Here is a 20,996-nt window from a genome sequence, read left to right on the forward strand (position 1 = left end):
CTCTCGATGCGATGTCATCGTCAACTCCGGGAGGAGGCCGTCCTTGATGCGGCCCCCTCCATCACGTCTTGTCAGTCGATTTCCTGGACGACCGTCCGGGAGCCCGGATCCACCAACATCACGCGCTCGCCGGAATAGACGTAGCGGTACTTGGTGAGCGCGGGCCCCCAGTCGGCAGGAACCGCCTCGAGCTCGACATCGCTCGGCACCGTCGCGCCGACGATGATCTTCTCCTTCGTCGTCACGGGGCGAACGCGATGTTCGGTGATGTAGGATTTGATCCTAGTCCGGTATTCCGGCTCGATCTGAACGGCGGCCGCGTGCCCGGTTCCGGTGGTCGTCACCACGGTGGACTGCGCGAACGCGCCAGTCGAGATCATCACCGCCGCGGCGGAAAGCAGAAACAGCTTCTTCATCTTGTTCTCCTCGTTGGAATAAGTGCGGCGTCAACATCCCACTGCGGACGGCGTTCCTCTTGCTTAGGAACAAATTGCCATTTGTTCCCGTTCAAGAATCGGCCGGGCGGAAACGTCCGGCGATTGGAGGAGGATAAAATGAAGCTGAAGATCGCAACTGCAGCATTGATGGTTGCTGCATTGTCCCTGCCGGCGTTCGCGGCCGACGAGTTCTACGTCGTCCAGGACGTCAAGACGAAGAAGTGCACCGTTGTCGACAAGAAGCCCACGGACACGTCGATGACCGTCGTCAGTCCGTCGGGCACGATCTACAAGTCGCGCACCGAAGCCGAGAGCGGCATGAAGACCGTCAAGGTCTGCACGTCAAACTGAGGAGGATGGCAAACGGCGGTGCGTGTCGCTGTTCCTGCCGCGCCTGATCGTGCCGGAGATGCTCAAATGAGCGTCTGATATTGAGATTCCGCGGCCGACGGCCGCGGAATCGATTCAAGCGGTTACAGATTGCTCTCGGTGATCGCGGCATACACCATGCTGCGCAGCTCGCGCCGGAGCGGGTAGGCGCTCGACGGCAGCACCTGCGTCATGAAGATGGTGATCAATTCCTCGGCCGGGTCGATCCAGAACGAGGTCGTCGCCGCGCCGCCCCAATTGTATTCGCCGGGGCTGCCGGCGATCAGCGTCTCGGCCGGGCGCATCGTCACGGCAAAGCCGAGGCCGAAGCCGATGCCGTTATAGGTGGCTTCGGAGAACAGCGAGCGCGATACCTCGGGGAGGAAGCGGCCGCCCGGAATGTGGTTGGTCGCCATCAGTGCCAGCGTCTTCGGCCCGATCAGCCTGACGCCGCCGAGCTCGCCGCCGTTGAGCAGCGCGCGGCAGAAGGTGAGATAGTCCGCGGCTGTCGAGCACAGGCCGCCGCCGCCGGATATGAAGGAGGGCGGGGACAGGAACGAGCTCGTCGCCGGATCGTCCTGGAGCGTCAGGCCCTCGCGGCGCTGGCCGGCATGGAAGGTCATGCCGCCGCCCGGGTCCGCCGAATAGCAGGCAGCGAAGCGATGGGCCTTCGAGGCCGGCACGTGGAAATCGGTGTCGGTCATGCCGAGCGGATCGAGAATGCGTGTTTTCAGGAACTGCTCGAACGGCATGCCGGAAATCTTGCCGACGAGGTAGCCCAGCACGTCGGTCGCGACCGAGTAGTTCCAGGCCTCACCCGGCGAGAACTCCAGCGGGATCTTCGCGAGCGCCTCGATCATGGTCTGGAGCGTGCCTGACTTCTCGACCTCGCCGATCTTCTCGGCGCGATAGGCGGCATCGACATTGGAGCGCTGCTGGAAGCCGTAAGTCAGCCCGGAGGTGTGGCGCAGCAGGTCGACGATCAGCATCGGCCGGGACGGCGGCCGGGTCAGGAAGGCCGGCGCGGTGCCGGCAACGAACACGCCGAGATCCTTCCATTCCGGTATGTACTTGGCGACGGGCTCGTCGATCGCGACGAGGCCTTCCTCGACCAGCATCATGAAAGCGACGCTGGTGAGCGGCTTGGTCATGGAATAGATGCGGTAGATGGTGTCGTCCTTGACCGGCACCTTGCGCTCGACATCGGCCAGGCCCTGGACCGAGCTGTGCGCGATCTTGCCGCGGCGATAAACCAGAAGCTGGGTGCCCGGGAAGCGGCCGGCATCGATGTACCGGTTCTTCAGGTGCGCATCGACGCGGTCGAGCGCGGCCTTGGACATGCCGACGGATTCGGGCGAGGCGGGGGTGGGGGCGAGCATCAGTTCCTCCGGGGCAGTTTCTCGACAAGGTGATAGCCAAATGGCAGCCCCATTCCAAGCCGGTTGCGCTTAACGCGGGCTGGCCGGGTGGTGTAGTGTCCGGCCTGGAACGCTTCCAGGGAGCCCGCCCGGGCCAACGAGAAAAATGCAAGGCAACGCACCATGACCCAGTTCAACGAGACCGAACTCACCGCAGCCGTGGTCGAAAGCTTCGACAAGACGCCGAACCCGCGGGCGAAATTCCTGCTCCAGGAACTGGTGAAGTCGCTGCACGATTACGTGAGCAAGACCGGTCTTACCTTCGAGGAATGGGAATACGCTATCGATTTCCTGACCCGCACCGGTCATAAATGCACCGACACCCGCCAGGAGTTCATCCTGCTCTCCGACGTGCTCGGCGTCTCCATGCTGGTGGACGCGGTCAACCACAGGGATCGCGAGGGCGCCACCCAGACCACGGTGCTCGGCCCGTTCTATGTCGGCGAGCACAAAGTGACCGCGCACGGCACCGACATCTCGCCGAACAATCAAACCGGCGAGCGGATGTTCGTGCAGAGCCGCGTCACCGACCTCAAGGGCAAGCCGCTTGCGGGCGTTCCCGTCGACGTCTGGCATGCCGACGACGACGGCTTCTACGATTCACAGAAGCCGAACTATGACGAGGTCGGCGCCTCGGCGCGGGCGCGTTTCATCACGGACAGCGACGGCCGCTTCTTCTTCCGCACCATTTTGCCGTGCAGCTACCCGATCCCGACCGATGGCCCCGTCGGCGAGATGATCGTGCAGACCAACCGCCATCCGATGCGCCCGGCGCATGTGCACTTCCTCGTCAACGCGAAGGGCTATGAGCCGCTGATCACGCATGTCTTCATGGACGGCGACAAATATCTCGATTCCGACGTGGTGTTCGGCGTCAAGGATGATCTCGTCGCCAAGGTCGAGCCGCGCAACGACCTCGAGATGCCCGACGGCACCAAGGCGAGCGGGCAGTGGCATCTGATGACCTACGAATTCCACCTCAAGCCCGGCGGCGGCATGGCGCCGAAGCCGCTGGGGGTGAAGGCGGCGGAGCCGGCCTGAACCGACCTTGTCCGGCTATCGCAGCCGAAGCACCGCGAGCAGCGCGATGACCGTGCAGGCCAGGATCGCCGTGGTCAGCTTCCAGAACAGCAGCGGGTTGCGCTCCAGAAGCGGCGTGGTCCGCGTGGCGAGATAGGCCGGATTGGGATTCCTGAGCTCAAAGACGAATTCAGAGAGGTCCTCGTGGCGCTTGTAGGGATCGGGATGCAGCGCCTTCCTGAGCGCGCCGTCGATCCAGCCCGGGATGCCGCGCTCGGCATCGATGGCCGGGCGATATCTCAACTTCCACGCGTCCGATCGTCCCCGGATTTTGGCGAGCTGGGCGCCGTAGGGGAGATGTCCGGTGAGCATATGGTAGCAAATGGCGGCCAGCGAAAACATGTCGGACCGCGGCGATCCCCCCTCGCCGAGGAAATATTCCGGGGCCGTGTACTGGACCGTGCCGAGAATTTCCTCGTCCGCCGATTTCGGCGCCGCCTCGGCGACGCCGGCGACCCTGACCGATCCGAAGTCGATGATCTTCGCAGTGCCGGTCTTGTCGATCAGGACATTGTCGGGCCTGAGGTCCTGGTGCAGCATCTCCATGCGATGGAAGGCGCGAAGCCCCGTGGCGATCTGCTCGACGATCCCTCGGACCGTCTCCAGATCGGGGCGTGGGTTGTCCAGCATCCACTGCCTCAGGGTCTGGCCCTCGATGAACTCGGTCGCGACGTAGAGGTAGCTGCGCCGCCGCGACTGTGACATCGGCTTGAGCACGTGCGGACTGTCGATGCGGCGTGCGATCCACTCCTCCATCAGGAAGCGCTTGAGATAGGCCGCATTGTCGCGCAGGTCGATCGACGGCAGCTTGAGCGCGACCGGCTCCTCGGTCTCCGCATCGACCGCAAGGTAGATGTGACTGCGGCTGCTGCCGTGGATCTCGCGGACGATCCTGTAACCGTCGAACATCGCCCGTGGCTCGGGCAGCGCAGGAAGCGGCAGCTGTGACGTCTGATTGAAGATGCCGGCCGAGTCGCGCTGCGGCACTGCGTCAACGCGGAGGATCTGGACGGTGATGTTGTCGTCGCTGCCGCGCCGGTACGCTTCGTCGACGATCGCCTTCGCGGCCCCGTCGAGCTCGGCTGCATGCTCGGCGATAGCGCTCGTGATGAAACGCTGGTCGACGAATTCGTAGGCGCCGTCGGTTGCGAGGACGAAGGTGTCGCCCGCCTCGATCTCGACCGTCTGGTAGTCGATCTCGAGCTGCGGGTTGATGCCGAGCGCGCGGCCGAGATAGGTCTGCTCCGACGACACGATGATGCGGTGATCGTCGGTCAGCTGCTCGAGCGCCTTGCCGGCGACGCGGTAGATGCGGCAGTCGCCGACATGGAAGATGTGCGCGGTGGTCGCCTTGATGACCATGGCGCTGAGGGTGCAGACATAGCCCTTGTCGCGGTCATAGGCATATTGGCTCTTGCGCGTCTGCGCGTGCAGCCAGGAATTGGTTGCGTCCAGCACGCGGCGGGCGGAGGTCTTCACCGTCCAGGATTCCGGCGTGCAGTAATAGTCCATCAGGAAGCTCTTGACCGCCGACTCGCTGGCGATCTGGCTCACCGTGCTGCTGGAGATGCCGTCGGCGAGAACCGCCGCGATGCCCTTCAGGCTGAGCAGCGGCTCCTCCGGAATCAGGATGCCGTGAAAATCCTGGTTGACGGGCTTGCGACCCCTGTCGGAGTGCTGGCCGATCGAAATCAGGAGTCCGCGGGTCATCGTCATCACCGGCAAAGGAGAGCCTCACCCTGCTCGGGCGAGGCTCCCCTGTCGAGACGTTGTTTGATCAGGCCGCGACGCGGGACGGCGTGGTCTTGCCGGCCTGGCGCTTCGGCTGGGTCATGACGTGCGTGGCGTAGAGCGTCATGCCGGTGAAGGCGAGGCCGCCCACGAGGTTGCCGAGCACGGTCGGGATCTCGTTCCAGATCAGATAGTCCATGATCGAGAACTTCGCGTGCAGCATCAGGCCCGACGGGAACAGGAACATGTTCACGACGGAGTGCTCGAACACCATGTAGAAGAACACCAGGATCGGCATCCACATCGCGATGACCTTGCCGGGCACCGAGGTCGAGATCATGGCGCCGACGACGCCGGTCGAGACCATCCAGTTGCAGAGCATGCCGCGCAGGAACAATGTCGCCATGCCGGCCGCGCCATGCGCGGCATAGCCGAGCGTTCGGCCCTCGCCGATATTGCCGATGGCCGTGCCTATCTTGTCGGGGTCTTGCGTGAAGCCGAAGGTCGTGACGAAGGCCATCATGAAGGCCACGGTGAAGGCGCCGGCGAAATTGCCGACGAAGACGAGGCCCCAGTTGCGCAGCACGCCGCCAAAGGTGACGCCCGGGCGCTTGTCGATGAGGGCGAGCGGCGAGAGCACGAACACACCGGTCAGCAGGTCGAAGCCGAGCAGGTACAGCATGACGAAGCCGACCGGGAACAGCAGCGCCCCGACCAGCGGCTGGCCGGTGTTCACGTTGATGGTGACGGCAAACCAGGCCGCCAGCGCGAGGATGGCGCCGGCCATATAGGCCCGGATGATGGTATCCCGGGTGGACATGAAGATCTTGGACTCGCCCGCATCCACCATCTTGGTGACGAATTCCGAAGGCGCGAGATACGACATCAATGGTTCCTTTTGCTTCGTAAGTGAGATCGACACGCCCCCAAAGAGAGCGCGGCTGAACATCTTGGGCCGTGCGGACGGTTCTGCCGCGCACGAGGGCTATGGAGGTCTGGAAGCCTTGGGAATCGCGTCACGAGGACTGAGCCGAGAAGGGCCGCGAAGCAGTTGAGCTTCCGGTTTGCAGCCGCCAGAGGCTGCAACAATGCGGCAAGCCGCAGTCTTCGTTGACGACAATGGAAATGCAAGTCGCGTGCCGCTTGGGCGCGATAGAAAAGGTAAGCGATTTCAATTGGATGGTACGCGCCTCGACCCGGCTTTTGCCGGCTCTGCGGCCTTTTGCTTAGGCGGCTGCATAAGATTTGTGCGGCGCACAAGAAATGAGCAGTCCGCAAATTTCGCGTGCGCAGCAAGGCTGCGACAGACTGGCGCGGTGCATCTAACGTATTGAATTTTTAGATGTTTATGAGGTGCGGCGCTTGGCATGAAGCTTGAATAGTTCCAAGCTGACGCCATTGAAGCCGTCCCGCGAGACTTCTCATCCGATTTGCTGACGCCACCCGAACGGGGGTCTCCCCGTCGTGCGTTCGCATGCGCCTTTTTCTGGCGTCACGGACGGACGGGCTGCTCGTGCGCACTGACGCAATCATTCGCAACGACGCAAAAGGACGACACCGCCTATGACCAAGCGCATTCGCCGGCCTTCGGATACTGGCCTCAGCCGCCGTCAATTGTTGAAGGCCACCGGCAGCACCGCTGCCCTTCTTGCCGCCGCCAAGCTCAATTTCCCCGCCGGTGCGTTCGCGCAGGACGCCGGCCCCGAGGTCAAGGGCGCCAAGCTCGGCTTCATCGCGCTGAGCGATGCCGGTCCGCTCTTCGTCGCCAAGGACAAGGGCCTGTTCGCCAAATACGGCATGCCCGATGTCGACGTGCAGAAGCAGGCCTCCTGGGGCACCACGCGCGACAACCTCGTGCTCGGCTCGGAAGGCAACGGCATCGACGGCGCGCATATCCTCACCCCGATGCCGTACCTGATCTCGGCCGGCAAGGTGACGCAGAACAACCAGCCGACGCCGATGTACATCCTGGCGCGGCTCAATCTCGATGCGCAGTGCATCTCCGTCGCCAAGGAATATGCCGACCTCAAGGTCGGCGCCGATGCGTCAGTGTTGAAGGCGGCGTTCGAGAAGAAAAAGGCCGAAGGCAAGTCCGCCAAGGTCGCGATGACCTTCCCCGGCGGCACACACGATCTCTGGGTCCGCTATTGGCTCGCCGCCGGCGGTATCGATCCTGACAAGGACGTCGAGACCATCACCGTGCCGCCGCCGCAGATGGTGGCCAACATGAAGGTCGGCACCATGGACGCCTTCTGCGTCGGCGAGCCCTGGCCCGGGCAGCTGGTCCACCAGGGCATCGGCTACACGGCCGTCAACACCGGCGAGATCTGGAGCAAGCATCCGGAAAAGTCGCTCGGCATGCGCGCGGCCTGGGTCGACAAGAATCCGAAGGCGGCCAAGGCGATCCTGATGGCGGTGATGGAAGCCCAGCAATGGGCCGACAAGATGGAGAACAAGGAAGAACTCGCCACCATCATGGGCAAGCGGCAGTGGATCAACTGCCCGGTCGAGGACATCGCCGATCGCGCCAAGGGCAAGTTCGACTACGGCAACGCCGGCAAGGTGGTCGAGAACTCGCCGCACATCATGAAGTACTGGCGCGATCATGCCTCCTATCCGTTCCAGAGCCATGATCTCTGGTTCATGACCGAGGACATCCGCTGGGGCAAATACGAAGCCGGCTTCGACAGCAAGGCGCTGATCGCCAAGGTCAACCGCGAGGACCTCTGGAAGGACGCGGCCAAGACGCTTGGTGTCGCAAGCTCCGACATCCCGGCCTCCACCTCGCGCGGCAAGGAGACCTTCTTCGACGGCAAGGTATTCGATCCCGAGAATCCGGCGGCCTATCTGAAGTCGCTCGCGATCAAGCGCGTCGAAGTCTGATGGAGCCCTGCGGCCGCCGCGAGGCGGCCGCATCGTCCCGGAGCCGGAGAGAGATAGCGATGAACATGCCTGCCACGAAGATTGAGGTTGAGACCGCGACACCCGCGGGAAGCGCCGCGCCCGTCGTCGCGATGACGCCGAAGCGGCCGCCGCGGAGCGAGGCCTACGCGCGCATGGCGCGCGAGACCGCCGTGCGCGTCATCCCGCCGCTCGTCGTGATCGCGCTGCTGACGCTGGTCTGGGAGCTGGTCTGCCGCCGCGCCGGCTCGGCACTGCCGCCGCCGTCGCGGGTATTCAAGGACACCAAGGAGCTGATCCTCGATCCGTTCTTCGACCATGGCGGCATCGACAAGGGTCTGTTCTGGCATCTCTCCGCCAGCCTTCAGCGCGTCGCCTTCGGCTATTCGCTCTCCGCGATCGCCGGCATCGCGCTCGGCGTGCTGGTCGGCCAGTCGGTCTGGGCGATGCGCGGGCTCGATCCGCTGTTCCAGGTCTTGCGCACCATCCCGCCGCTCGCCTGGCTGCCGCTCTCGCTCGCGGCGTTCCGTGACGGCCAGCCCTCGGCGATCTTCGTCATCTTCATCACCTCGATCTGGCCGATCATCATCAACACCGCGGTCGGCATCCGCAACATCCCGCAGGACTACCGCAACGTCGCGGCCGTCGTGCAGCTCAATCCGCTGGAGTTCTTCGGCAAGGTCATGATCCCGGCGGCCGCACCCTACATCTTCACCGGCCTGCGCATCGGCATCGGTCTGTCGTGGCTCGCCATCGTCGCCGCCGAAATGCTGATCGGCGGCGTCGGCATCGGCTTCTTCATCTGGGACGCCTGGAACTCCTCGCACATTAGCGAGATCATCCTGGCGCTGATCTATGTCGGCATCGTCGGCTTCGTGCTCGATCGCCTGATCGCCGGCCTCGGCAAGATCGTCACCCGCGGCACCGCGACGAACTGAGGGGAGGGACACATGACCGCCTATCTGAAGCTCGACCACATCGACAAGGTTTTTACCCGCGGCGCCGCCACCACGGAGGTCCTGAAGGACATCAGCCTGACGATCGAGAAAGGGCAATACGTCTCGATCATCGGCCATTCCGGCTGCGGCAAGTCGACCCTGCTCAACATCATCGCAGGGCTGACCAACGCCTCGACCGGCGGCGTGCTGCTCGAGAACCGCGAGGTCAACTCGCCGGGGCCCGATCGCGCCGTGGTGTTCCAGAACCACAGCCTGCTGCCCTGGCTCACAGTCTACGAGAACGTCAGGCTCGGCGTCGACAAGGTCTTCGCCAAGACCAAGACGCGGGCCGAACGCGACGCCTGGGTGATGCACAATCTCAATCTCGTGCAGATGGCGCACGCCAAGGACAAGCGTCCTTCCGAAATCTCCGGCGGCATGAAGCAGCGCGTCGGCATCGCGCGGGCGCTGGCGATGGAACCGAAAGTGCTGCTGCTCGATGAGCCGTTCGGCGCGCTCGACGCGCTCACCCGCGCGCATCTGCAGGACTCGGTGATGGCGCTGCACCAGAAGCTCGGCAACACCATCCTGATGATCACCCACGACGTCGACGAGGCCGTGCTCCTGTCCGACCGTATCGTGATGATGACGAACGGGCCGAGCGCGCGCATCGGTGAGGTGCTGGAGGTGCCGCTGGCGCGTCCCCGCAAGCGGCTCGAGCTCGCCACCAGCACCACCTATCTGAAGTGCCGGCAGCGCGTGCTCGAATTCCTCTATGAGCGTCATCGCTTCGTCGAGGCCGCGTAAACGCGGCGTTAACGCACGATGCGTCTCGCCTAATTTTGAGACATCAAGCTCAATCCTTGTGCGGCGCACAGGGATTGAGCGAATCGCAAAATTTGCGTGCGAAATTGCCCTGCAAAAATTTCGGGCAATTCGAACAAGCCACTGAATTCCCTGTATTTCCCGAACGCGCGCAATTGGCACGGAAATTGAAACGTGTTTGCGCGACGCCAACGACGACGTCCCTCAACATCATCAATCAGCATCGTGAACTCGCCACCGGGGTGAAGCCTCGGAGCGCGCCTCCGTGGCCGGAGGCAGAGCCTGCAACGACGCAGCGGTGAGCCTAGAAGGGATACTCAATGACGAAGAATCCGACCTGGATTTCAGACTGGCGCCCCGAGGATGAGGCGTTCTGGAATGCGACTGGCAAGACTATCGCGCGACGCAACCTGATCTGGTCGATCGTGGCCGAGCATATCGGCTTCTCGGTCTGGCTGATCTGGAGCATCGTCACCACCAAGCTGCCGCAGGCAGGCTTCCATTACACCACCGACCAGCTGTTCCAGCTCGTCGCGGTGCCGGGCCTGATCGGCGCCTTGATGCGCTTTCCCTACACATTCGCGGTGACGACGTTCGGCGGTCGCAACTGGACCATTTTCAGCGCGGCCATCCTGTTCATTCCGACGTTGTCGCTCGCCTGGTTCGTCAGCCAGCCCGACACGCCGTTCTGGCTGATGCTGCTGATCGCCTCGACTGCCGGTCTCGGCGGCGGCAATTTCGCCTCCAGCATGACAAACATCTCCTTCTTCTTCCCGGACAGGATGAAGGGATGGGCGCTGGGCCTCAACGCGGCCGGCGGTAATATCGGCGTCTCCAGCGTGCAGCTCCTGACCCCGATCCTGATGACGCTCGCCGTCATCAACCTGTTCCAGGCAACCCCCGTCGACGGCGTGTTCCTTCAGAACGCCGGCCTGATGTGGGTGCTGCCGATCGCGATCGCGGTGTTCGGCGCGGTGTTCTTCATGAACAACCTGACCACGGCCAAGTCGTCGATCAGCAATCAGCTGGCGGTGGTCAAGCGCAAGCATACCTGGATCATGGCGTACCTCTATATCGGCACGTTCGGATCCTTCATCGGCTACTCCGCGGCGTTTCCGCTGCTGATCAAGACGCAGTTTCCGTCGGTGACGATCGCGATCGCGTTCCTCGGGCCTCTCGTTGGTTCGCTGTCGCGCCCGTTCGGCGGCTGGCTGGCCGACAGGATCGGCGGCTCGGTCATCACCTTCTGGAACTTCATCGTGATGGCGGGCGCCACCGTCGGCGTGCTCTATTTCGTCGGGCAGAAGGATTTCATCGGCTTCCTGTCGATGTTCCTGATCCTGTTCGTGACGACGGGCATCGGCAACGGCTCGACCTACCGCATGATCCCCTCGATCTTCCGCGAGCAGAACCTGTTCAAGGTGCGCGGCAAGGGCGATGCGGCGCGCGCAGCCGCCCTGAAGACGGCGAGCATCGAGAGCGGTGCGGCGGTTGGCTTCATCGGCGCGGTCGGCGCGGTCGGCGGCTATCTGATCCCGAGCGGTTTCGGCAAGTCGATCGCCATGACCGGCGGGCCGCAGCTTGCGCTCGCGATCTATCTCGCCTTCTACGCCTCCTGCCTCGGCCTGACCTGGTGGTTCTACCTGCGTCGCAGCCCGCAGCGTGAAGGCGCGCCAAGCCTCGCCGAAGCTCGCGTTTAGAGACTTGGTACGAATCTCGCTTCTCCCCGTACGCGGGGAGAAGACTCTCTGATGACGTTTGACCCATGAACCTTGTTCGCAACGACGCGGACAAAGGCAGACCGAAACAGACAGGAGAACATCATGACGCCCGAACAGATTACCCTCGTCCAGCAGAGCTTCGCCAAGGTCGCGCCGATTTCGGAGACTGCCGCGGTGCTGTTCTACGATCGCCTGTTCGAGGTGGCGCCGTCCGTACGCGCGATGTTTCCCGAGGACATGACCGAGCAGCGCAAGAAGCTGATGGGCATGCTCGCCGCCGTCGTCGGCGGCCTGTCGAACCTGGACTCGATTCTTCCCGCGGCGTCGGCGCTCGCCAAGCGCCACGTCGCCTACGGCGCCAAGGCCGAGCACTATCCCGTGGTCGGCGCGACCTTGCTGTGGACCCTGGAGAAGGGTCTCGGCGAGGCCTGGACGCCCGAACTCGCCACGGCCTGGACCGACGCCTACGGGGTGCTGTCCGGCTACATGATTTCCGAGGCCTATGGCGCTCAGGCGCAGGCCGCCGAATAGGAGATGCCTTGTGAGTGAACCGCTGGTCATCGTCGGTAACGGTATGGCGGCCGCGCGTCTGGTCGACGAGCTCGCCAAGACTTCGCTTGGTCGCTACGCGGTTGCCGTTATCGGCGATGAACCGAGGCTCGCTTACAACCGCGTGCTGCTCTCCTCCGTGCTGGCCGGCGAGACCGGCTCGCACGAGATCGAGCTGCGGCCGGCCGACTGGTGGCGCCATCGCGGCGTCACCGTGCGCTACGGCTACCGCGTCACCGAGATCGACACCGGCCGCCGCGAGCTCAAGATCGAGGGTGAGGAGAGCATGGAATATTCCAAGCTCGTGCTCGCCACGGGATCGACGCCGCTGCGGCTCAACGTGCCGGGCGCCGATCTCGCCGGCGTGCACACGTTCCGCGACACGCGCGACGTCGACCTGCTGCTGACGCTTGCGGCGGCGAAGAAGCGCGTCGTCGTGGTCGGCGGCGGTCTGCTCGGGTTGGAGGCGGCCTATGGACTTGCCAAGGCCGGCGCCCCGGTGACGCTGCTGCATCTGATGGACCGGCTGATGGAGCGCCAGCTCGATGGGCCGGCCGCCGATCTGCTCAAGACGCTGGTCGAGCGCAAGGGCATCCGCATCCTGCTCAATGCCAGCACGAAGTGCATCCATGGCGACGGCCACGTCGAAGCCGTCGAACTCGCTGACGGCAGCTGCATCGAGGCCGATGCGGTGATCTTTGCCGCCGGCATCAGGCCCAATGTCGCGCTGGCCAAGGACGCCGGTATCGCGGTCAACCGCGGCATCGTGGTCAACGACGTCATGCAGACGGCGTCACCCGACATCTTCGCGCTCGGCGAATGCGCCGAGCATCGCGGCACCTGCTATGGCCTGGTCGAGCCGGCCTATGAGCAGGCGCGCGTGCTGGCGCGGCATCTCGCCGGCCGGCCCGCCGCCTATCAGGGCAGCGTGGTCTCGACCAATCTGAAGGTCTCGGGCGTCAGCGTGTTCTCCGCCGGCGACTTCATGGGCGGGGAGGGCAGCGAGAGCCTCGTGCTGTCAGACCGCAGGCGCGGCACCTACAAGAAGCTCGTCATCGCCGACGGCCGGCTCACCGGCGCTGTGCTGATCGGCGATACCGTCGATGCGCTCTGGTACCTCGAGCTGATCCGCAACCGCGACAAGGTGGCGGCGATCCGTACCGACATGATGTTCGGCCGCGCGCTCGCGCGTCCTTCCAAGGCGGCTTGACAAGGCAGCTCGATATGACGGCGATCGACCCGAAGCTCCGGACCACCAAGACCACCTGCCCCTATTGCGGCGTCGGCTGCGGCGTGCTCGCAACGCCGGACGGCAAGGGCGGCGCGGCGATCGCCGGCGACCCCGATCATCCCGCCAATTTCGGCCGGCTGTGCTCCAAGGGCTCGGCGCTCGGTGAGACCGTCGGGCTGGAGGGCCGGCTGCTTTACCCGATGATCCGCTGCAAGGGCGTGCTGGAGCGCGTTGCCTGGAGCGATGCGCTCGACCACGTCGCCCACCGCATGCAGCACATCGCGGCGCGCGACGGTGCCGACGCGGTCGCGTTCTATCTCTCCGGCCAGCTCCTGACCGAGGATTACTATGTCGCCAACAAGCTGATGAAGGGCTTTGTCGGCACCGCCAATGTCGACACCAATTCGCGGCTCTGCATGTCGTCCTCGGTCGCCGGCCATCGCCGCGCCTTCGGCGCCGACACCGTGCCCGGCTGCTACGAGGATCTCGACCAGGCCGACCTACTGGTCTTCGTCGGCTCGAACGCGGCGTGGTGTCACCCCGTGCTGTTCCAGCGCATGCTGACGAACAGGCAGGAGCGCGGCGCCCGCATGATCGTGATCGACCCGCGCCGCACCGACACCGCGAGCGACGTCGATCTGTTCCTGGGGCTGAAGCCCGGCACCGACACCGCCTTGTTCTCGGGCCTGTTCGTCCATCTCGCCGACAGCGGCGCGCTGGACCAGGCCTACATCGCGAGCAACACGTCGGGCTTCGACGACGCGTTGGTGCGCGCGCGCAACATCGCCGGCAGCGTCACTGCGACCGCGCTGGCCACAGGCCTCTCCGAGCAGGACGTCGCGACCTTCTTCAAGATGTTCCGTGACACGCCGCGCGTCGTCACGCTCTATTCGCAAGGGGTCAACCAGTCGGCGCAGGGCACCGACAAGGTCAACGCGATCCTCAACTGCCATCTCGCCACGGGCCGCATCGGCAAGCCGGGCGCCTCGCCGTTCTCGCTCACCGGCCAGCCCAACGCGATGGGCGGCCGCGAGGTCGGCGGCCTCGCCAATCAGCTCGCCGCGCACATGAATTTCACGCCGCCGGACATCGACCGTGTCAGGCGGTTCTGGAAGGCACCGCGCATCGCTACCCATGAGGGGCTGAAGGCGGTGCAGCTGTTCGAGGCGATCAACCGCGGCGAAGTCAAGGCGCTGTGGGTGATGGGCACCAACCCCGCGGTGTCGCTGCCCGACGCGGACTTCGTGCGCGAGGCGCTGAAGAAGCTCGAGCTGTTCGTGGTCTCCGAGAACGTGCTCTCCAACGACACGGTCGAAGCCGGCCCGCACGTGCTGCTGCCCGCGCTCGCCTGGGGCGAGAAGTCGGGTACGGTGACCAACTCCGAACGACGCATCTCGCGCCAGCGCTCGTTCCTGCCGGCGCCGGGCGAGGCGCGGCCGGACTGGTGGATTCTCAGCGAGACCGCCAAACGTCTCGGCTTCGGCGACAGTTTTGACTACAAATCCGCCGCCGATATTTTCCGCGAGCACGCGGCGCTTTCGGCGTTCGAGAACGATGGCAGCCGCGATTTCGACATCGGCGCGTTGACCTCGCTATCGAACGAGGCCTTCGACGCCTTGAAGCCCGTGCAGTGGCCGGTGCGCGAAGGCGGGGCGCCCGGCGAGCGCTTCTTCGCGAGCGGTGGTTTCTTCACCAATGACGGCAAAGGCCGTTTCGTCGCGCCGGAGGTGCCGGCGCTGCGTAGCGAGACCGGCGCGTCGCGCCCCTTGCGGCTCAACACCGGGCGCATCCGCGACCAGTGGCACACCATGACGCGCACGGGCCTCAGCCAGCGCCTGGGCGCGCATCTGCCCGAGCCGTTCGTCGAGGTCCATCCCGACGACGCCGGCAAATTCGGCATCGCCCATGACGGCTACGCCCGCATCACGACCGATTACGGGCAGTGCATCCTGAAGGTGGTCGTCAGCGATCGGCCGCAGCGCGGCACGCTGTTCGTGCCGATCCACTGGAGCGCGATGAATGCCTCGCACGGCCGCGTCGGCGCGCTGGTGCAGTCCTTCACCGACCCGTTCTCGGGCCAGCCGGAATCGAAGGCGACGCCGGCCGCGATCGCGCCCTATGAATACGTCTTCCGCGGCTTCGCGCTGTCGCGCAAACAGCTCGACCTGCCGCCCAATCTGTTGTGGACGCGCGTCACGGTCAGCGGCGGCTTCGGCTATCTCTTCGCCGACAATGCCGACCTGTCGCGCTGGCCCGCCTGGCTCGAGGGTCTCGCGGGCGAGGATGTCGCCGAGTACCGCGATTTCGGCGGCGGCGTCTATCGTGCGGCCTCGTTCGCGGGCGATCGCATCGAGACCTGCCTGTTCGTCGGACCCGCCCATGATGCCGGCGACTGGGAGGTGGTGAAGAGCCTGTTCGTGGCCGATCAGGTCACCGACGACCAGCGCCGCATGCTGTTGTCCGGCAAGTCCGGCGAAGGCGCCGCCGCGACCGGCCCGATCGTCTGCGCCTGCTTCGGCGTCGGCCGCGGTACCATCTGCGATACCATCGCGAGCGGCGCGCGCACGACGGCCGAGATCGGCGCCACGCTCAAGGCTGGCACCAATTGCGGCTCCTGCATCCCCGAGCTGAAGCGCCTGATCGCGACGACGGAGGTCGCGCCAGTGAAGCAGGTGAAGATCGCCGGTGCGGCGGGTTAGCGGTCGGCTCTTTCCATCGTCATAGCGAGCGCAGCGAAACAATCCAGCGTCTCTCCGTGGAGACAGTCTGGATTGCTTCGCTGCGCTCGCAATGACGATGTTGATGCATTGCGCAAACTAGCTCCCCATCGTCGTCCTGGCGAAAGCCAGGACCCATTATCCCGGTCAGCGTGGCGAAGGCACGCTGTGGCCACCATCTACTGCAACAACACCTCCCTGTGGTAATGGGTCCTGGCTTTCGCCAGGACGACATGAATGACGAAGATCGGACCGCACATGAACACAAACCCCTTCGGCAAGACCGGTGCCAACGTCTCCGTCATCGGGCAGGGCACCTGGTATCTCGATCATGGCGATCGCAAGCGCGCGATCGCGGCGCTTCAGCGCGGGCTCGATCTCGGCATGACCCATATCGATACCGCCGAGATGTATGGCGATGCCGAGCTGGTCATTGCGGACGCGATCGCGGGTCGTCGCGACGAAGTGTTCCTCGTGTCCAAAGTGCTGCCGAGCAACGCCTCGCGCCGCGGCACCATCACGGCCTGCGAGCGTTCGCTAAAGCGGCTCAAGACCGATCGCCTCGACTGCTATCTTCTGCATTGGCGCGGCTCCTATCCGCTCGAAGACACCGTCGCTGCGTTCGAGGAACTTGTGAAGGCCGGCAAGATCAAATCCTGGGGCGTCTCCAATTTCGATGCCGACGATCTCGACGAGATGCTCGACGTGGCGGGCGAGGGCCGCATCGCCTGCAATCAGGTGCTCTATCATCTCAAGGAACGCGCGATCGAGCATGCCGTGATTCCGTGGTGCGAGCGGCACGGCGTCGCGGTCGTCGCCTATTCGCCGTTCGGCCATGACGATTTTCCGGCAAGCAACAGCAAGGGCGGCGCCGTGCTGGCGCGCATCGCGGAGGCGCGGCGCGTGACACCGCGTCAGGTCGTGCTGAGCTTCCTCACCCGTGCGATTACGGTGTTCGCGATCCCGAAGGCGTCGTCGGCGGAACATGCCGGCGAAAATGCCGCTGCCGGCGATCTCGTGCTGACGAAAGAGGAGATTGCGGCACTGGATGCGGCGTTTCCGCGCGGTCCGAAGCCGCGAGGTCTGCCCATGCTGTAGTGCAGCAAGCGCGCATTCTTAATGGAGTATTGACGCGCGCAGCCCTCAGCGCATATCGGCATCCTGTTTTCGGAAGTTGTGAACGCGGCGCATTTGTCGTTTTTTACAAGCGCTCGATTCGCATTTTTCCCGAGTTCCAGCCGTGACCCCGCCGCCAGCCGCAGCCGCAAGGCTCGACAGTATTTCCGTGTCCATGCCCGAGAAGAAGCATGTCGGCCGCCGCGCACCTGCGCGCGTCGATCATCCCTTCAAGGGCATCGCGCTGATCCTGTTGTCGACGGTGTTTCTCGGGTGCTCCGACATCACCGCGAAATATCTTTCGACCAGCCTGCCGTCGATCCAGATCACCTGGATCCGCTTCCTCACCTTCGCGCTGATGTTCACGCCGGTGATGCTGCCGGCTTCGCCGCTCTACGCGATGCGCACCCAGCGCCTCGGCCTGCACGTGATGCGCGGTGCGGCGCTGCTCGGCTCCTCGCTGTTCTTCATCACCGGCCTGCGCTTCCTGCCGATCGCGGAAGCTTCCGCTACCGGCTTCGTCGCGCCGCTGTTCGTCACCGCGCTCTCGATCGTCTTCCTCGGCGAGAAGGTCGGCATGCGCCGCTGGTTTGCGACCGCGCTCGGTCTCATCGGCGTGCTCATCATCCTGCGCCCGGGCACCAGCGCGTTTCATCTGGCGGCGTTCTTCCCCGTGGTCTCGGCGGCCTGCTGGGCCGGCACGCTGATCCTGACGCGCATGATGAGCGGCCGCGAAGCGGTCATCACCACCATGGCCTATTCCTCGTTGACCGGTCTTGCGATCCTGACCGCGATGGTGCCGTTCGTCTGGGTCACGCCGTCCTGGACCGCGATCGCGCTCGGCATCTTCATCGGCGTCGCCTCCACCGCGGGCCAGTGGATCGTCGTGCTCGCCTATCGCTACGGCGACGCCTCGGTGCTCGCGCCGTTCTCCTATACGCAGCTGCTCTGGGTCAGCATTCTCGGCTTCTTCATCTTCGGCGAGGTGCCTGATGTCTGGACCGTCGTCGGCGCGGCCTTCATCGTCGCCAGCGGTCTCTACATCGCCCATCGCGAGCGCGTCCGCCGCGCCCAGCTCCTGGTGCTGGAAGAGCGTTCGCCGAACGCCTGACGCAAGTGCGCGCATCGCGCGTCGTGCTATCAATGCCTCCAACAACACGGGAGGAGCCGGATGCGCGCTGCGATCTTCAGGAACGGTGAGATTGTCGTTGGTCAGATGGTCGAGCCGAAGCCGGGCCCTGGCCAGGTGCTGGTCAAGACGCTCGCCTGCGGCATCTGTGGCTCCGACCTGCATGCGCGCCAGCACGCCCACCGCATGGTGGAGATGGCGCGGAAGGTTGGCCGCAAGCCGATGGACCTTACCCGCGACGTCGTGTTTGGTCATGAATTCTGCTGCGAGATCGTAGACTACGGCCCTGGCACCGCGCGCAAGCTCAAGCCCGGCACCCATGTCTGCTCGCTGCCGGCGCTGGTGACGCCGCAAGGCATCGAGGGCATCGGCTATTCCAACGACAATATCGGCGGTTATGCGGAAGCGATGCTGCTCAGTGAAGCGCTGCTGCTCGAGGTGCCCAACGGTCTGGCTCCCGAACATGCCGCACTGACCGAGCCGCTCGCCGTCGGCGTCCACGCCGTCGCCAAAGCCAACATCAGCGGCGGCGAGGTGCCGCTGGTGGTCGGCTGCGGACCGGTCGGGCTCGCGGTGATTGCCGCGCTGAAGATCAGGGGGCTGCATCCGATCGTCGCCGCCGACTATTCGCCGGCGCGGCGTGCGCTCGCAGCTCAGCTCGGCGCCGACATCGTGGTCGATCCCAAGGTGTCGCAGCCCTACACGGCCTGGGCCGAGCACGCGCAGATGTCAGACGCCGAGAAGGCGGCGCGACCGCCGTTCCAGGCGATGCTGCCGGCGCTCAAGCCCGCGATCATCTTCGAATGCGTCGGCGTGCCCGGTCTGTTGCAGCAGGTGTTCGAGGGCGCCCCGCGCGATGCCAGGATCATCGTGGTCGGCGTCTGCATGGAGAGCGACAGAAACGAGCCCATGCTCGGCATCATGAAGGAGCTCAACGTCCAGTACGTGCTCGGCTACACGCCGGAGGAGTTCGCAAGCTCGCTGCGCCTGATCGCGGAAGGGCAGGTGGACGCCGCAGCCATGGTGACGGCCGAGGTCGGCCTCGACGGCGTCGCAAAAGCCTTCGCCGACCTCGCCAATCCCGAGGCGCATACAAAGATCATCGTGCAGCCGTGGCGGTAGCTGTGCAGTGCCGTAGGGTGGGCAAAGCGAAGCGTGCCCACCATTCTCACCGCCAACGCGGGCACATGGTGGGCACGGCGCTACGCGCCTTTGCCCACCCTACGAAACTGCGGCCCTCAGTATTTCGCAGGCACGTACATCTCCGGCGGAACTGGCCCGCGGTGATAGTCCGGGTTGCGCATGCGCGGCGGCAGCACCACCGGCACGCGTGCGACCTCCTGGTACGGGATCTGGCTGAGCAAATGCGCGATGCAGTTGAGCCGGGCGCGCTTCTTGTCCACGGCATCGACGATCCACCATGGCGAGTCGGGCAGGTGGGTGTGCTCCAGCATCGTCTCCTTGGCCTTGGTGTACTGCTCCCAGCGGCTGCGCGCCTCGACGTCCATCGGGCTCAGCTTCCACTGCTTGAGCGGATCCCTGATGCGCATGCTGAAGCGGAACTGCTGCTCGTCGTCGGTGATCGAGAACCAGTACTTGACCAGGATGATGCCGGAGCGGATCAGCATCCGCTCGAACTCCGGCACCGTCTTGAAGAACTCCTGGTACTGATCTTCGGAGCAAAAGCCCATCACGCGCTCGACGCCAGCGCGGTTGTACCAGCTGCGGTCGAACAGCACCATCTCGCCGCCGGCGGGAAGATGCGCCACGTAGCGCTGGAAATACCATTGCGAGCGCTCGCGCTCGCTCGGCGCGGGAAGCGCGGCGACGCGACAGATGCGGGGATTGAGCCGCTGGGTGATGCGCTTGATGACGCCGCCCTTGCCGGCGGAGTCGCGGCCCTCGAACAGCACCACGACCTTCTTCTTTTCGCTCTGCACCCAGTCCTGGAGCTTGACCAGCTCGCCCTGCAGCCGCAGCAGCTCACGGAAATAGAGCCTGCGATCCACCGTCGGGCGGAGCGTGCCGGTCTCGTCCAGTAGCTCGTCGAGCCTGCTGTCATCGAGCTCCATCTCCAGCTCTTCGTCGAGATCGTCGGTCATTTCCCGGATGATGCGCTCGCGTTTGGCCATTTCAGGGGTGCGGTCCGATGCGGTCATGGGTCCTTCTTTCGGCAGGGTGCCTGTCGCCCGTGACCATCGGCGGGGTTTATTGCGCCCTTGTGACACCGGTTCCGAAATGACCCGGCGGGGCCATCAGACCGGCAACGCGATCGAATATTTCACCTGACTGAGCGCAAAGCTCGACTCGATCGAGGCGATGCCGTCGAGCCGGGTCAGCTTGGTCTTCAGGAAGGTTTCGTAGGAGGCGAGGTCGGCTGCGACCACGCGCAACAGATAGTCGCGGTTGCCGGTCATCAGATAGCACTCCAGCACCTCGTCCCATTTCGAGATCGCGCGCGCGAAGCGGTTGAGGTCCTCCTCCTTCTGCCGCGCCAGCTTGATCGAGATGAAGACGCTGACATGCAGGCCGAGCGCCTTCTGGTCGACGGTCGCGATATAGCGCGAGATGACGCCGCGCTCCTCCAGGAGCTTGACACGGCGATGGCAGGGCGACACCGAGAGCCCGACCTTGTCGGCGAGCTCCTGCATGGTCAGCCGGCTGTCGTTCTGGAGGTAGCTGAGGATCTTGCGGTCGATGGCGTCGAGCTCGGGCATTGGGATGAAACCTGGGTCAGGGGGCATTCGATTGGTAAAATATCCCAATATCGGCAGGTATGGCGCGAAAAATTGAGAAGTTTGGCGGGGCCGGCAGGCGTATCATCGCGGCGTCAT

At 64.6% G+C, this 20,996-nt stretch carries 19 protein-coding genes; 12 read left to right on the top strand and 7 right to left on the bottom strand.

Going from position 1 to position 20,996, the window contains the following annotated elements; all coding sequences use genetic code 11:
- Nucleotides 1–71: 71 nt before the first annotated feature.
- Nucleotides 72–416, bottom strand: a complete 345-nt coding sequence (locus WN73_RS43025) for a DUF1236 domain-containing protein (RefSeq protein ID WP_011085580.1) — start codon at nucleotides 414–416, stop codon at nucleotides 72–74.
- A 138-nt stretch (nucleotides 417–554) separates the two neighbouring features.
- On the opposite strand from WN73_RS43025, the gene WN73_RS43030 reads away from it, so the two are divergent.
- Nucleotides 555–788, top strand: a complete 234-nt coding sequence (locus WN73_RS43030) for a hypothetical protein (RefSeq protein ID WP_011085581.1) — start codon at nucleotides 555–557, stop codon at nucleotides 786–788.
- 122 nt (nucleotides 789–910) lie between these two features.
- Here WN73_RS43030 and WN73_RS43035 read toward each other — a convergent pair whose 3' ends face one another.
- Entirely contained in the window at nucleotides 911–2,185 is a 1,275-nt protein-coding gene (locus WN73_RS43035; protein WP_271558318.1) for a serine hydrolase domain-containing protein, read from the bottom strand.
- Nucleotides 2,186–2,347: 162 nt separating this feature from the next.
- Between WN73_RS43035 and WN73_RS43040 the strand changes: the two genes are divergently transcribed.
- On the top strand, nucleotides 2,348–3,265 hold the full coding sequence (locus tag WN73_RS43040; RefSeq protein ID WP_011085583.1) for an intradiol ring-cleavage dioxygenase: 918 nt from the start codon (nucleotides 2,348–2,350) through the stop codon (nucleotides 3,263–3,265).
- 15 nt (nucleotides 3,266–3,280) lie between these two features.
- On the opposite strand, the gene WN73_RS43045 is transcribed toward WN73_RS43040, so the two are convergent.
- Nucleotides 3,281–5,020: a bifunctional protein-serine/threonine kinase/phosphatase gene (locus tag WN73_RS43045; RefSeq protein ID WP_271558321.1), complete on the bottom strand. Its 1,740-nt coding sequence runs from the start codon at nucleotides 5,018–5,020 to the stop codon at nucleotides 3,281–3,283.
- A 61-nt stretch (nucleotides 5,021–5,081) separates the two neighbouring features.
- Nucleotides 5,082–5,921 carry a formate/nitrite transporter family protein gene (locus tag WN73_RS43050; protein ID WP_028174787.1) on the bottom strand — a complete coding sequence of 280 codons (840 nt, stop codon included), beginning with the start codon at nucleotides 5,919–5,921 and terminating at the stop codon, nucleotides 5,082–5,084.
- A gap of 677 nt (nucleotides 5,922–6,598) precedes the next feature.
- Between WN73_RS43050 and WN73_RS43055 the strand changes: the two genes are divergently transcribed.
- The 3 genes from WN73_RS43055 to WN73_RS43065 are packed head-to-tail and all read left to right on the top strand — an operon-like array spanning nucleotide 6,599 to nucleotide 9,681.
- A complete protein-coding gene (locus WN73_RS43055; protein WP_028174788.1) occupies nucleotides 6,599–7,918 on the top strand; it encodes a CmpA/NrtA family ABC transporter substrate-binding protein in 1,320 nt (439 codons plus the stop codon).
- A 59-nt stretch (nucleotides 7,919–7,977) separates the two neighbouring features.
- A complete protein-coding gene (gene ntrB, locus WN73_RS43060) occupies nucleotides 7,978–8,874 on the top strand; it encodes a nitrate ABC transporter permease (protein WP_028174789.1) in 897 nt (298 codons plus the stop codon).
- Nucleotides 8,875–8,886: 12 nt separating this feature from the next.
- The gene (locus WN73_RS43065) at nucleotides 8,887–9,681 is read left to right on the top strand and encodes an ABC transporter ATP-binding protein (RefSeq protein WP_028174790.1); all 795 of its coding nucleotides are present in this window, start codon (nucleotides 8,887–8,889) and stop codon (nucleotides 9,679–9,681) included.
- 29 nt (nucleotides 9,682–9,710) lie between these two features.
- Here WN73_RS43065 and WN73_RS43070 read toward each other — a convergent pair whose 3' ends face one another.
- On the bottom strand, nucleotides 9,711–9,923 hold the full coding sequence (locus WN73_RS43070; RefSeq protein WP_271558325.1) for a hypothetical protein: 213 nt from the start codon (nucleotides 9,921–9,923) through the stop codon (nucleotides 9,711–9,713).
- 96 nt (nucleotides 9,924–10,019) lie between these two features.
- Between WN73_RS43070 and WN73_RS43075 the strand changes: the two genes are divergently transcribed.
- The 7 genes from WN73_RS43075 (at nucleotide 10,020) to WN73_RS43105 (ending at nucleotide 19,284) form a co-directional block, all read left to right on the top strand.
- On the top strand, nucleotides 10,020–11,399 hold the full coding sequence (locus WN73_RS43075; protein WP_011085590.1) for an MFS transporter: 1,380 nt from the start codon (nucleotides 10,020–10,022) through the stop codon (nucleotides 11,397–11,399).
- Between the two features lie 123 nt (nucleotides 11,400–11,522).
- Nucleotides 11,523–11,951 (top strand): globin family protein, encoded by a 429-nt coding sequence (locus WN73_RS43080; protein WP_028174791.1) that lies wholly within the window; start codon nucleotides 11,523–11,525, stop codon nucleotides 11,949–11,951.
- A gap of 10 nt (nucleotides 11,952–11,961) precedes the next feature.
- Nucleotides 11,962–13,179, top strand: a complete 1,218-nt coding sequence (locus WN73_RS43085; RefSeq protein WP_166466018.1) for an NAD(P)/FAD-dependent oxidoreductase — start codon at nucleotides 11,962–11,964, stop codon at nucleotides 13,177–13,179.
- Nucleotides 13,180–13,193: 14 nt separating this feature from the next.
- Nucleotides 13,194–15,899, top strand: coding sequence for a nitrate reductase (locus tag WN73_RS43090; protein ID WP_271558328.1), 2,706 nt, complete (start codon nucleotides 13,194–13,196; stop codon nucleotides 15,897–15,899).
- 276 nt (nucleotides 15,900–16,175) lie between these two features.
- Nucleotides 16,176–17,015, top strand: coding sequence for an aldo/keto reductase (locus WN73_RS43095; RefSeq protein WP_028174793.1), 840 nt, complete (start codon nucleotides 16,176–16,178; stop codon nucleotides 17,013–17,015).
- A 187-nt stretch (nucleotides 17,016–17,202) separates the two neighbouring features.
- On the top strand, nucleotides 17,203–18,144 hold the full coding sequence (locus WN73_RS43100) for a DMT family transporter (protein WP_028174794.1): 942 nt from the start codon (nucleotides 17,203–17,205) through the stop codon (nucleotides 18,142–18,144).
- A 60-nt stretch (nucleotides 18,145–18,204) separates the two neighbouring features.
- The gene (locus WN73_RS43105) at nucleotides 18,205–19,284 is read left to right on the top strand and encodes a zinc-binding dehydrogenase (protein ID WP_271558330.1); all 1,080 of its coding nucleotides are present in this window, start codon (nucleotides 18,205–18,207) and stop codon (nucleotides 19,282–19,284) included.
- Between the two features lie 116 nt (nucleotides 19,285–19,400).
- Here the strand turns inward: WN73_RS43105 and ppk2 are convergent, their stop codons facing one another.
- Together ppk2 and WN73_RS43115 are read right to left on the bottom strand one after the other, a co-directional pair.
- On the bottom strand, nucleotides 19,401–20,321 hold the full coding sequence (ppk2, locus tag WN73_RS43110) for a polyphosphate kinase 2 (protein WP_028174795.1): 921 nt from the start codon (nucleotides 20,319–20,321) through the stop codon (nucleotides 19,401–19,403).
- Between the two features lie 96 nt (nucleotides 20,322–20,417).
- Nucleotides 20,418–20,879 (bottom strand): Lrp/AsnC family transcriptional regulator, encoded by a 462-nt coding sequence (locus tag WN73_RS43115; RefSeq protein ID WP_027546512.1) that lies wholly within the window; start codon nucleotides 20,877–20,879, stop codon nucleotides 20,418–20,420.
- Nucleotides 20,880–20,996: the final 117 nt, after the last annotated feature.

It is taken from the genome of Bradyrhizobium sp. CCBAU 45394 (assembly GCF_028128655.1).
GTDB lineage: Bacteria > Pseudomonadota > Alphaproteobacteria > Rhizobiales > Xanthobacteraceae > Bradyrhizobium > Bradyrhizobium diazoefficiens.

What these genes read in the sequence shown, in the direction of transcription:
- WN73_RS43025 (WP_011085580.1), bottom strand. Translation starts at nt 416, where the DNA reads ATGAAGAAGCTGTTTCTGCTTTCCGCCGCGGCGGTGATGATCTCGACT.
- WN73_RS43030 (WP_011085581.1), top strand. Translation starts at nt 555, where the DNA reads ATGAAGCTGAAGATCGCAACTGCAGCATTGATGGTTGCTGCATTGTCC.
- WN73_RS43035 (WP_271558318.1), bottom strand. Translation starts at nt 2,185, where the DNA reads ATGCTCGCCCCCACCCCCGCCTCGCCCGAATCCGTCGGCATGTCCAAG.
- WN73_RS43040 (WP_011085583.1), top strand. Translation starts at nt 2,348, where the DNA reads ATGACCCAGTTCAACGAGACCGAACTCACCGCAGCCGTGGTCGAAAGC.
- WN73_RS43045 (WP_271558321.1), bottom strand. Translation starts at nt 5,020, where the DNA reads ATGACGATGACCCGCGGACTCCTGATTTCGATCGGCCAGCACTCCGAC.
- WN73_RS43050 (WP_028174787.1), bottom strand. Translation starts at nt 5,921, where the DNA reads ATGTCGTATCTCGCGCCTTCGGAATTCGTCACCAAGATGGTGGATGCG.
- WN73_RS43055 (WP_028174788.1), top strand. Translation starts at nt 6,599, where the DNA reads ATGACCAAGCGCATTCGCCGGCCTTCGGATACTGGCCTCAGCCGCCGT.
- ntrB (WP_028174789.1), top strand. Translation starts at nt 7,978, where the DNA reads ATGAACATGCCTGCCACGAAGATTGAGGTTGAGACCGCGACACCCGCG.
- WN73_RS43065 (WP_028174790.1), top strand. Translation starts at nt 8,887, where the DNA reads ATGACCGCCTATCTGAAGCTCGACCACATCGACAAGGTTTTTACCCGC.
- WN73_RS43070 (WP_271558325.1), bottom strand. Translation starts at nt 9,923, where the DNA reads ATGCTGATTGATGATGTTGAGGGACGTCGTCGTTGGCGTCGCGCAAAC.
- WN73_RS43075 (WP_011085590.1), top strand. Translation starts at nt 10,020, where the DNA reads ATGACGAAGAATCCGACCTGGATTTCAGACTGGCGCCCCGAGGATGAG.
- WN73_RS43080 (WP_028174791.1), top strand. Translation starts at nt 11,523, where the DNA reads ATGACGCCCGAACAGATTACCCTCGTCCAGCAGAGCTTCGCCAAGGTC.
- WN73_RS43090 (WP_271558328.1), top strand. Translation starts at nt 13,194, where the DNA reads ATGACGGCGATCGACCCGAAGCTCCGGACCACCAAGACCACCTGCCCC.
- WN73_RS43095 (WP_028174793.1), top strand. Translation starts at nt 16,176, where the DNA reads ATGAACACAAACCCCTTCGGCAAGACCGGTGCCAACGTCTCCGTCATC.
- WN73_RS43105 (WP_271558330.1), top strand. Translation starts at nt 18,205, where the DNA reads ATGCGCGCTGCGATCTTCAGGAACGGTGAGATTGTCGTTGGTCAGATG.
- ppk2 (WP_028174795.1), bottom strand. Translation starts at nt 20,321, where the DNA reads ATGACCGCATCGGACCGCACCCCTGAAATGGCCAAACGCGAGCGCATC.
- WN73_RS43115 (WP_027546512.1), bottom strand. Translation starts at nt 20,879, where the DNA reads ATGCCCGAGCTCGACGCCATCGACCGCAAGATCCTCAGCTACCTCCAG.